12 protein-coding genes are annotated in these 9,513 nt (G+C 56.1%); 5 read left to right on the top strand and 7 right to left on the bottom strand.

Annotated features, from left to right (window positions below; translation table 11 throughout):
- Positions 1-78: 78 nt before the first annotated feature.
- Positions 79-783 (bottom strand): hypothetical protein, encoded by a 705-nt coding sequence (locus RBB39_RS01050; RefSeq protein ID WP_306168665.1) that lies wholly within the window; start codon positions 781-783, stop codon positions 79-81.
- A gap of 133 nt (positions 784-916) precedes the next feature.
- On the opposite strand from RBB39_RS01050, the gene RBB39_RS01045 reads away from it, so the two are divergent.
- Genes RBB39_RS01045 through RBB39_RS01035 form a run of 3 tightly spaced genes read left to right on the top strand, consistent with a single transcriptional unit; the run spans position 917 to position 2,493 of the window.
- A complete protein-coding gene (locus RBB39_RS01045; protein WP_306168664.1) occupies positions 917-1,612 on the top strand; it encodes a hypothetical protein in 696 nt (231 codons plus the stop codon).
- 17 nt (positions 1,613-1,629) lie between these two features.
- Complete coding sequence (locus RBB39_RS01040) at positions 1,630-1,920, top strand: hypothetical protein (protein ID WP_306168663.1); 291 nt, start codon at positions 1,630-1,632, stop codon at positions 1,918-1,920.
- Between the two features lie 48 nt (positions 1,921-1,968).
- Positions 1,969-2,493: a hypothetical protein gene (locus RBB39_RS01035; protein WP_306168662.1), complete on the top strand. Its 525-nt coding sequence runs from the start codon at positions 1,969-1,971 to the stop codon at positions 2,491-2,493.
- A 42-nt stretch (positions 2,494-2,535) separates the two neighbouring features.
- Here the strand turns inward: RBB39_RS01035 and RBB39_RS01030 are convergent, their stop codons facing one another.
- The gene (locus RBB39_RS01030) at positions 2,536-2,739 is read right to left on the bottom strand and encodes a hypothetical protein (RefSeq protein ID WP_306168661.1); all 204 of its coding nucleotides are present in this window, start codon (positions 2,737-2,739) and stop codon (positions 2,536-2,538) included.
- A 773-nt stretch (positions 2,740-3,512) separates the two neighbouring features.
- On the opposite strand from RBB39_RS01030, the gene RBB39_RS01025 reads away from it, so the two are divergent.
- On the top strand, positions 3,513-3,707 hold the full coding sequence (locus RBB39_RS01025) for a hypothetical protein (protein WP_306168660.1): 195 nt from the start codon (positions 3,513-3,515) through the stop codon (positions 3,705-3,707).
- A 341-nt stretch (positions 3,708-4,048) separates the two neighbouring features.
- Here RBB39_RS01025 and RBB39_RS01020 read toward each other — a convergent pair whose 3' ends face one another.
- The 3 genes from RBB39_RS01020 to RBB39_RS01010 all read right to left on the bottom strand — a co-directional run bounded on the left by RBB39_RS01020 (position 4,049) and on the right by RBB39_RS01010 (position 5,943).
- On the bottom strand, positions 4,049-4,894 hold the full coding sequence (locus tag RBB39_RS01020) for a hypothetical protein (protein ID WP_306168659.1): 846 nt from the start codon (positions 4,892-4,894) through the stop codon (positions 4,049-4,051).
- A gap of 582 nt (positions 4,895-5,476) precedes the next feature.
- On the bottom strand, positions 5,477-5,653 hold the full coding sequence (locus RBB39_RS01015) for a hypothetical protein (protein WP_306168658.1): 177 nt from the start codon (positions 5,651-5,653) through the stop codon (positions 5,477-5,479).
- A gap of 47 nt (positions 5,654-5,700) precedes the next feature.
- Positions 5,701-5,943: a hypothetical protein gene (locus tag RBB39_RS01010; RefSeq protein WP_306168657.1), complete on the bottom strand. Its 243-nt coding sequence runs from the start codon at positions 5,941-5,943 to the stop codon at positions 5,701-5,703.
- Between the two features lie 453 nt (positions 5,944-6,396).
- Between RBB39_RS01010 and RBB39_RS01005 the strand changes: the two genes are divergently transcribed.
- On the top strand, positions 6,397-6,600 hold the full coding sequence (locus RBB39_RS01005; RefSeq protein ID WP_306168656.1) for a hypothetical protein: 204 nt from the start codon (positions 6,397-6,399) through the stop codon (positions 6,598-6,600).
- Between the two features lie 159 nt (positions 6,601-6,759).
- On the opposite strand, the gene RBB39_RS01000 is transcribed toward RBB39_RS01005, so the two are convergent.
- Positions 6,760-7,674: an ArdC family protein gene (locus tag RBB39_RS01000; protein ID WP_306168655.1), complete on the bottom strand. Its 915-nt coding sequence runs from the start codon at positions 7,672-7,674 to the stop codon at positions 6,760-6,762.
- 993 nt (positions 7,675-8,667) lie between these two features.
- Positions 8,668-9,438 (bottom strand): hypothetical protein, encoded by a 771-nt coding sequence (locus RBB39_RS00995; RefSeq protein WP_306168654.1) that lies wholly within the window; start codon positions 9,436-9,438, stop codon positions 8,668-8,670.
- Positions 9,439-9,513: the final 75 nt, after the last annotated feature.

Here is a 9,513-nt window from a genome sequence, read left to right as displayed (position 1 = left end):
GACTCACTCAATACCAGGCCTAGAGAGACGTTGAACGCCAAGACGCCTCTGGAGGTATACGCGGAGGTTCTCCAGAAATCAGTGCCCGGATCTCCGGCACTCCAATAGTGTTGCGCTTGTAGGTTGAGACCGCCCACCCCAGCCAGCGGACATGTTCCTTGCAATCAACTTGTCTATGAGACCGTTTCTGTATGCTGAAAGCGCCTCAGAAGTGGAATCTTCTCCGTATCTTACACATTCTTCAGAGACCTGAACTATACCAAAGTCATCGCCACCTTGAGTGTGGTTTACAGTAATGCCAATAACTGTAACACTATCCCGCTCCTTGTAAGCTGAAGCTATTGTCCCGCAAAGCACCGAAGTGGATACAGTTGCGGTCCCTTCACAGCTCTCTTTCAAATATTCGGCATATCGTAATGCTGCTTGATAACCGGGGCTGTACTCTTCCAGCTCGTCTAAACCGAGAATATTTATTTCATCGTGAGATAAGAATTCAATAATTGCTTCCAGCGATTCAGGCTGTGGTATAGGAAAGCGTAATGCCTGGCTCTTAGTGTTGATTCCCTCCACAAACTGGCGTAGCCGCTCACCACCAATTTTCGTGTTTTTCCCAATCTCCACACCGGTATATTCGGCTATGGCTTCACGGATATCGCACCACGTGTGCTGTGTTCCTCCGACACGGTCATAGAGCCGATAGGCGCGAAGCGCTTTGCGGACACGTCCAAGCTGCCAGTCCGACAAGTGCCCAAACTGCGGCTCTCTTGGCAGTGATTTTGCCATGCCTCCCCCTTTTTCGTGCCCAGTGTGACCATCCGCCTTCCTACAAGGTTAGCGCGAGGTCAGGCCGCGCGCCTCCATGTAAGGGTAATACCAAGCGTCGCACCACCAGGCGACATGCGTGGAGGGAACGAAAATGACCAACAGATCAAATGAAAGGCAGGTCTCGCTTTTCGAAGGCGAGCCAGTAACGCTCTCCCGGCAGGACGATCTCCAACGGCAGATGATTGAGGTCCGCATCCGGGAGATGACACCAGAAAGAGTCAAGCATGCTGAGCTACTGGCCATGCTGTTCTTTATCGTCAGTATCATCGGCTTGTTCAAGATTGCGATAGCAGCGCCGAATGTCATTGTCCCGGGATTCCTGGCCGTGCTGGTCGGGTGCTGGGCCTTTCATCGATACCTGCATGAAGCCCTTCGCAAAGAAACCCTGGTCATGTTCACCCCGACGGAATTCAAAGTCCTGCGCAGCGGCCGTTGGGACGTCTATGACCGGCACCTCAAACATAGCTTTGTCATGCTTAAGCATGACAAAGCCCGCAAGGAGCGTGAGGAACAGGAATGCAACGCGCGTACCGCGCAGGCCAAGGGTAAATACCACCCGCCAAGGCGCTATTACGACGACTCCTATCACATGGTTCTGGAGTATTTCGGGCAGCGCCACGACATTGCCACCGTGTTCGATGAAAAGCGTGCACGTGCTGTCATCGCTCGGCTACAGACCTGCGATTCGATGATGGATCGTCATATCAATATGGGTGAAAGCCACGCCCTGAACCCGGAAGAAGAATGGGGTACGCAACCCGGCAGCCTTCCCGGCCATAAATCCTGAATACAGGAGTATTTATAATGAACAGCCACGATCAGAACCAAAGATACGGACTTGATATGCAACAAGGCCTAGATGCCGTGAGACTTCTCTGTTTGACCATTCAGAGGGTTCAGCATTTATACCTGACCGGCGAAGGAATATGTCTCAATGGCATCAGCATCGGAGAATTGATTTTGCAGGACGCGCTGGAATATCTCTCTCAAGGCGACACCCATAATACACGTATCTTGCTGGATGTTTATGAAGAATGGAAAGCAACCGGCCAAGCACCTTGGCCCTGGGACAGCAGCAAAACCCCTTACGATTAGACAGCGATGACAACGCCGCGACATTAAATGACCGAAGGAGGATTTATCATGCGCTATAATAATCACGCAACTGAGACCGGCACCCTGTTCACTGTCGTTCGTGTCTTTGCCTACGCAGTCTGGGCCGTTGTCGGGCTCGCGCTCTGGGTGCCTTTCCTGGTGCGGGTGGTGCTGCTGTTTAACGGTGCGATGATCTACGCAACCGTCACGCAGCACCGTGGCCGCCTACTCGCGGCGCGCCGAGTGCTGGATATAGCAACCACATTCTATATTCTGGGCTTCCGCAACATCCAGGACTGGACAAGCGATCACCCGCCGTATGATGCCCCTGAGCCCGGCCTGACCATGGGCCCCTTGAAACTTCTGGCGTGCTTTCTGGCGGAGTTGTTTTGGGCCGTCAGCGTCTGGTGCCTGCTGCTGTATCACCAGTCGCTGGGACTGCTACTCCTCAATGGCGCTATCGCCTATGAGCTGTGGCTCGGCACCCTGTTCTTTGTGGCGGGCGCCGTTGTTGCCATCATCATCATGGCACACATACGCGATAAGACGCCGGGACGCGGTATCCGCAGTTGATCCCGGCGGACAGTGAGATACCTCGCTTGGCGAGGAGCCGGCTTATGCCGGCTCCTCGTTTTCACCTTGCGTTTTTGGCGGCAGCAGTACCAGCTCGCCGTTTACGGGGAGCGTTTCCAGCTTCACCTGAAAACCGCCTTTCTTATTGGGCCAGGCTGCGCCAATGCGCGACCAGTAGGCTTTGTTACTGGCCTCCGTCACGTGATAGGCAATCAGGGCCGGGCTGTATTGGTTTGCTGTGCTCATGATGGGTCTCCTTTCGGTTTAGGGTTAATGTGCGAAAACGTCCCCTTTGTCAGCCGTCATGAAGGGGCCTAGGCACAAGGCCGCAGGCGCGAATGGAGCGGCCCGCAGCCCGAACTGGTTTCGGGTGAGGACACGGGAGCGTTTCCTGCGCCTAAAAGGTCTGCCTTATGCCTGGGCCACGGCCGGCTAGAAGCGGGTCGTATCGCTTCGCACGAAACCCGCCGAAAGGACGGCCATGAGCACGCAAGGAACGGCCCGGAGCCGCCATAGCAACGTGGAGAGCTAAACAAGATGTGGCAGGCGCGGTCCGACGATGCCTGAGGCACCAAAAGCGGAGCAGCACATAAAGCGAACGCTCACTCACCTGAGAGAGCTGTTATCCGCTTCATCGCCCCCTCGCAGGTGTAGAGCAGTTGAGCCGGGATCAGTTGGCCGTACCCTGCCCTACATTGCCAGACAGTTCTTTCGGCTCTCTGACCTGCTGTCTGCATAACGCCGGAATCCACACAGCCATTTGCCTGAACCTCCTGCTGACCATCGCTCCCCGACGCAGAGGAGCGTGAGCGCCCGTTTTTCCCTCTACATATTGATTCAAGCCGGTACGCACGCCTTTTGCCTTCGTTCTGGCGATACAACACCTCAAAACCGCAAGTGGGATACTCCTCCTCTAACGTTGCGGTCCGCTGCGCGGATGCGGTTTCTGTGCTGCATGCCCTCCTCCGGCGGTACAAAGGCGCGGATCGGCCGAGCCTGAAAACAACAAGGAGGGAAAAATGCAGCCTCTCACTTCCACCTTCAACAACGCGGTATACGAGTACTACCCGTCAGATCAGTGGCTTTTCTGGATCATCGTCATCTGGATCATCGCCGTAGACGATGACACACAGCGCGAACGCAAGCGTCGTCTCGCCAGACAGCAACGCGCCCGCAGCGCATCGCCTTCCACGCCAAAGCCGCCAGCACCCTGACGGTGGGCAGCACATGGATTTACTTCATGAAAACATTATATAAAGCGTGAAGGAAAAATAAAAATAAGCCCAAAGAACTAGACATAAAGATCAAGGCTTTGGGCTTTTAAAATGATACATATTAAAGCACCCTAGACAAAACACCCCAAAACTTGAAAGCATTGCGCTTCCAGGTAGCCCTTTAGCAGACAGATAAAAACTGCTAGCGATCCCCAATCCGCCGATAGCTATAGTAGTGGCGGAAAGTCCTTTCTGGAAAACTCGATTGTTAAAAACCTCTTTTAATCTCATAAAAATTAAAAAACATAACAAGCCCCATATGTCAACAAGCCAAATCACTTTCAATTACCCAAAATGGATATATCTCCTTCTGCAAAACCGTCGTCAATATAGTACCTGCCCGACATCACATGAATCCCATCAGGGGCACTCCCCGTTACCAAATTGTCTTCTGAAAGAGCGACAAGAGTTAAATTTTCCTGTGGTGATATTTCATCCCCAGCCTTCGGGGCTTCAGAGCGTTCAGGCATCTCTGGCTCAGATGGCGGAGCATCGCCTTCTGTCATACTTTTCACAGTATTACTCATTGAAACAAGAGCCGATGCTGTACCAGCTGCGCCACCAGCCGCTATCCAGGCTCCGGCTCCTAATGCCACACCTCCAGTAGCAATCGTAGCAGCAGCGACTGAGGCGCCCGCACCAATAATGCCTCCACCAATGATTTCCGCTCCAGCCACCCAGCCCCAAAAAGAATTTTCACCTATCTTTGTCAACTGACTAAAATCCATTTCATGATAATCCTCAGTCTCCTCATTATACAGCCAGTGAGCTTTACCACTTAAAGAAACCGGCTCACCACCAACGCGACCCTTGCCAGTATATTCCACAAGCATAGGCTCGCCGCTTCCGCCCCAGATATCTCCTGACATTACTACATTGGATTCTTTACCCTGGACCAGGCCATTCATCTCAACTTGCCACTCATTTTCCGAAAACTCGGCAGACCATGCTAAATCATTCACCCTCTCATCAAACTTCTCACTAACAACTACAACCACAGACAATATTGCTTCAGATGCCGACATAAGATTCGCCGTTTTTCTAAGCTCTTGCCAAGCTAGCACCGGCGCTGAAAACAAAAGAAAGAACAAAAACACCAATAACTTATACAAAAATGGAAGCTGCATAGCACTCTCCTCAAAGCTGTCTTATTGTTGTGAACTTTAAAGATGGCACGCAAAGAGCATGTCGGCAAAGAATTCGCGTATGCGGATTAGCCCGCGCTAAGCGCGGGCCTCGGCGGTTGCAAACTGCAAGCCGTGCAGGTGATCCGCAGCCCGCTGCGCGTGGGCGGCGGCGCGGAAGATGGCGCGCTTGTCGTTACGCAGAAATTCCAGTCAGCTTGAGATGTAGGTGCTGTGATCCGGGCGGGGTTCGAGCTCGATTTCGAGATCAGCGGCCAGGAAGGCGCTGCACCGGATCGAGCACCGGCCCGGCGGTCTGGTAGTAGTGGTCCGGCAACCCTTCGACCTATTCTACATTGAAGACTGTGTAGTCCTTCATGAAGGGGATGCTCTGGTCAATCTATTCCCTGCTGTCCGCCTCGACTTTCGACCGGCTTGAATTCGACATACCAGCCGGAGTTCCAAGAAGGACAACGGCTTTGTCATCGTCGATGATCCAGCCTTTGACTGCCTTCATTGGCTCGAGCGAGAATCTCTGCCTTGAGAATACGCCTTCGCCAAGGGGGCAACTTGCAAAGGTGGGCGCTATGCGCCCCCCTCACATTGATACAGAACGTCCTGGCCAATAGAGCCACAGTCTTGCCAACGGTCGTCATGGACCGACGTGTCTTTGGCGATATCAATCGCGGCGTCCTCGTCTTCGGCTTCGATGATGATGTTGTGCACGACATGTTCGCTGCGTGAGATGATATATTTTGGCATGATCTTTTCCTCTTATTTTCAATGTTTTATTGATGGGCGTGGCGCGCTCATGCGCGCCCCTTGTCGTCTTGCTTCTGGCTTTCAGGCCCTTCGAGGGGCTGGCGCAGTACGCTACGTCCATTGATCGAATCGACATCAAGATGAAGCGTGTAGTCTCTGTCGTCTTTGTGCCGCCAGGCGGCCCCGACCATGTTCCAGAATGATTTATCGCCTTTGTCGACGACGTGCCAGGCGAGGAAGTCAGGCGCGTTGGGCTGCTGGCTGACGGGTTTCGTGTTTGTGCGTGCCATGAAGGGTCTCCTTTGGTATGTGGTTTGGCTCGTTACGCCATTCCGCAAGACCGGACGGAGAAGGTCTGCCGTCATATCCCACACGGTCCGGCTCTGCCGGAGTGGTGCGGGCAGGATATTGACGGCTGACCGCGTGCGGTCAGGAATTCAGGCGTGTTGAAAACGAGGCAAGGCCACGTGCCAAAGGTTGATCCATCGCGCGTGCATCACGTGACCAGCGGTCAGCTTTGAATGCGCGATCCCCCACTCCTCCCACGCCCATACATCGGCGCTTCCGGAAATCATGAATGGCAGAAAGGGCTGCGCATGCGGCCAAGGCGGGAAAGTGCCTGCTCCACTTCGTTGCGCCCTCCAACGATTTCTTGGCGGTGTCCGATTACAGCCGCTTCCTGCGCCTCCTGATCCCGAGAAGGCCCGAATTGGTCGGGTCGCAAAACGGAAAAGGAGGATCACATGATCACGCTTCTCACCATGCACGAGCTGCAAGGCTTAACCGATCAAGAACTCGGCGAACTGCATCAGCTCTTTTCGATGCTATTGCTCGAAACAGAGCCTGACACGCCGGACCGCCGCAATATCCTGGCAACACTCGAAAATATCGAGCGTGCCACGAGCCATCAGCCCAAAACGGCGGCACGACCTCCCTGCATGCGCTAATCGATACATTCTGGCGCGGCATCTGTCGCGCCAGAACGCCTTTTTTGTATATCCGGCTGATCATCGTCATCTGCATCATGGCTGCGGACGATGACAAAGAGAGAAACCGCCCGCGTCATAGCGCGGACGGCGTATCGGTCGCTGCCGGGCCGGGGGCGCCTATTCGGCGGCCTCGGCGATTGCGGGCTGCAAGCCGTGAAGATAGTCGGCGGCTCGCTGCGCGTGTGCGGCGGCTCGGAAGATGGTCCGCTTGTCGTTGCGCAGGACTTCCAACCAGCTCGCGATATAGGCGCTGTGATCGGCCCTGGGTTCGAGCTCGATGCCGAGATCAGCGGCCAGGAAGGCGCTGCCAAGCTCGGCGACCAGCTCTTCCTTCGCGTAGCCTTCGTCACCGAAGCGCTTGCGCCCGAAGTCCCGGCCCTGCCGCTCGGGATGCCCCGTCCAGTGCGTCGTCTCATGTGCCAGCGTGGCGTAGTAGCTCTCGGCGTCGCGGAAGGCTTCGAAGGGCGGCATTTGGATGCGGTCGGTGCCGCTGGCGTAATAGGCCCTGTTGCCGCCATGGCGGATATCGGCCCCGGTGGCGGCGAAGAAGGCATCGGCGCGTGCGATGCGCTGCACCTGATCGAGCGCCGGCCCGGCGGTCTGGTAGTAGTGGTCCGGCAACCCTTCGACCTGCTCGACATTAAAGACCGTATAGCCCTTCATGAAGGGGATGGTCTGGTCGATTTCTTCCCCGCTATCCGCATCGACTTCGGTGCGGGTGATTGTATTGGCGTAGACGACCAGCTCGCCCCTCTCGCCCTTGCGGACATGGCCGCCAAGCTCCTTGGCCTGCCGGAAGGTCATCCAGATGGGTGCGCTGTAGCCGATGGCGGCGGCTGCGGTCCAGAGCATCAGGATGTTGATGCCGTTATAGGGCTGGCCGTTGTAGCGGAGCGGCTTGGTAATGCGACCGGCGGCATGTTCGGCGTTCCAGGGCTTCATCCAGGGGCGCACGCCTTTCTCCAGGTCGGTGATGATCTTGTCGGTGATCCGGGTGTAGATGTCGGCTTTTGCTGTGTTATGGCGAGTCATGGCTCGTTCCTCCGTTCTTTGGTTTTCCTCACGACGCTGAAAGAAACGGGCCGGGGGAAAAGCCGGAAAGACACCGGAGGGGAACGGTCAACACGGGAGACGCCGCAGGCGGCGAATGGAGCGGGCAGACCGTTGTCTTTACGGCGCACCCGGCCAGATTGAGGCGTCATTGATTGAGGAAAACCGAACGGAGGGGCCGCCTGCCAAGCACGCGTGCAGCGAAAACGCATCATCAAAACCGGATCACGGATCATCACCGCCGGGGAAGATGCGCCCTTGAAGTCTTGGAGCGCCATGCCGCCGACCGCACACCGCTCCCCATCAACGGTCAGCCTACGGCAACATCCTGCTCTGCCTGGCCGCAGGTGACATGAGACAGCGCACGCTCTGGAAACCGGAACCGGCAGGCTTAAGGCGGCCCGCTTGTCCGCAAGCTGGAGACGGGGGCGGGCTATGCCATAGAACCCCACCACCGAAAGCGGGCAGCGGGGGGAAATCGCGGCTATACCCCTTTCATGAGGGACTACAGCGGCAACTAAACGTGCAGGCGGAGGCCGAACCACGGTACCGACGGTACGGATGATCATCTATGCAGCGCTATCTCAGGCGCAGTGCTGCCGCCTCCGGGGCGATTTCTGCCAGAGGCATCCACCAGCCCAAGCTAACAGCCTCCGACGCAATGCCGCCCGTGAACAAGTCGCCACCGAGAGCACGCCGGGCTTGCTCCCACGGACACGGACGAACGGGGGCATCCGCGCGGTTGAACCGGAGATGAGAATACAGCGGCTATGAAGGAAGCGGACGTAGGGAGCTGGTCGCCGGGCTCTGAGACGCTCCCGCTGCCTCCGCATTCGCTGCACTGGCCGATCATGCACCGCATACGGGAAGCGCATTATGCGAACGATTGCCATCGCGCCGTGTAGGCACAGGCTCTCACCGCCCCAGCCATCACCGAAAAGCGGCAGCCAACGGGTCAGCATTCGCTGCCGAAGATCAGCGATTGAGGCTTTCGACCTCCGCACCGCCTTCGGCTGCGATGGCGGCATGCTCGAATAAACGGCGCGTCGCTTTGTCCAAAAGATCTACCGGCATCCTGGCGCCATTGATCACCATGCTGTCTGCGTCGGTCATGATATCGATCTCGATGCGCTCCCCCGCTTCGAGATGCTCCCGCAGCAAGGCATTGATCCTGATATTGGTTGTCTGGCTTGATCCCGGATTGGCGTAATGAGAGAAGCGCCGCCGGAGCCGGACCGTTTCACCGATATAATGACGGCTCTGCCCTGCCCCCGGTAGGCGAAAGCGGTAGAGGCCCGCCACGTCCGGGACCGCTGGAAAGACAATCTTGCCGGTTTTATCCAGGCTCACCTTGCCCAACGTGCGCCATGTCATGCTGATGGCGAGCTCTAACGGATTGAGGCCGTGCGCATTCGGTAAGGCACTGACATCGACTGCCCCTTCACCTGATCTTGCGCGTATTGAAGGCCGGCCGGGGTTGGCGGAAACATTCTGTCCCGCTCCTGAATCGCGGTAGAATGTGACGGTTTCCTTGGTCAGATTGAGATGACCGGCCCGCCAGCACGCCGAAAGCCAAGCCATAGCTTGCCGGCCCTGACGCGCATCATTCGCCCACCAGGCGGAATGACGACGCGCGCTTGCCGGCAAAGAAAAACCGAGGATGGATTCCAGCTCCCAGAAATCGGCTCGCCATTCGTCTTCACTGAGCGAATCCAGATAAGCACTCAGCTTGTCGTATTTACCCATTGCAGCACTCCAAACGGTTTAGCTTTTCGAAACCTCCAAACTCATAAATTATGATGCATGATTAAGATACCTTCA

The sequence above is a fragment of the Halomonas sp. MMSF_3323 genome, assembly GCF_030733595.1.
GTDB classification, from domain to species: Bacteria; Pseudomonadota; Gammaproteobacteria; order Pseudomonadales; family Halomonadaceae; genus Halomonas; species Halomonas litopenaei.
This window is presented reverse-complemented; position numbering and strand designations above follow the sequence as displayed.

Coding starts and splice junctions, on each gene's coding strand:
- RBB39_RS01050 (WP_306168665.1), bottom strand. CDS start 783: ATGGCAAAATCACTGCCAAGAGAGCCGCAGTTTGGGCACTTGTCGGAC.
- RBB39_RS01045 (WP_306168664.1), top strand. CDS start 917: ATGACCAACAGATCAAATGAAAGGCAGGTCTCGCTTTTCGAAGGCGAG.
- RBB39_RS01040 (WP_306168663.1), top strand. CDS start 1,630: ATGAACAGCCACGATCAGAACCAAAGATACGGACTTGATATGCAACAA.
- RBB39_RS01035 (WP_306168662.1), top strand. CDS start 1,969: ATGCGCTATAATAATCACGCAACTGAGACCGGCACCCTGTTCACTGTC.
- RBB39_RS01030 (WP_306168661.1), bottom strand. CDS start 2,739: ATGAGCACAGCAAACCAATACAGCCCGGCCCTGATTGCCTATCACGTG.
- RBB39_RS01025 (WP_306168660.1), top strand. CDS start 3,513: ATGCAGCCTCTCACTTCCACCTTCAACAACGCGGTATACGAGTACTAC.
- RBB39_RS01020 (WP_306168659.1), bottom strand. CDS start 4,894: ATGCAGCTTCCATTTTTGTATAAGTTATTGGTGTTTTTGTTCTTTCTT.
- RBB39_RS01015 (WP_306168658.1), bottom strand. CDS start 5,653: ATGCCAAAATATATCATCTCACGCAGCGAACATGTCGTGCACAACATC.
- RBB39_RS01010 (WP_306168657.1), bottom strand. CDS start 5,943: ATGGCACGCACAAACACGAAACCCGTCAGCCAGCAGCCCAACGCGCCT.
- RBB39_RS01005 (WP_306168656.1), top strand. CDS start 6,397: ATGATCACGCTTCTCACCATGCACGAGCTGCAAGGCTTAACCGATCAA.
- RBB39_RS01000 (WP_306168655.1), bottom strand. CDS start 7,674: ATGACTCGCCATAACACAGCAAAAGCCGACATCTACACCCGGATCACC.
- RBB39_RS00995 (WP_306168654.1), bottom strand. CDS start 9,438: ATGGGTAAATACGACAAGCTGAGTGCTTATCTGGATTCGCTCAGTGAA.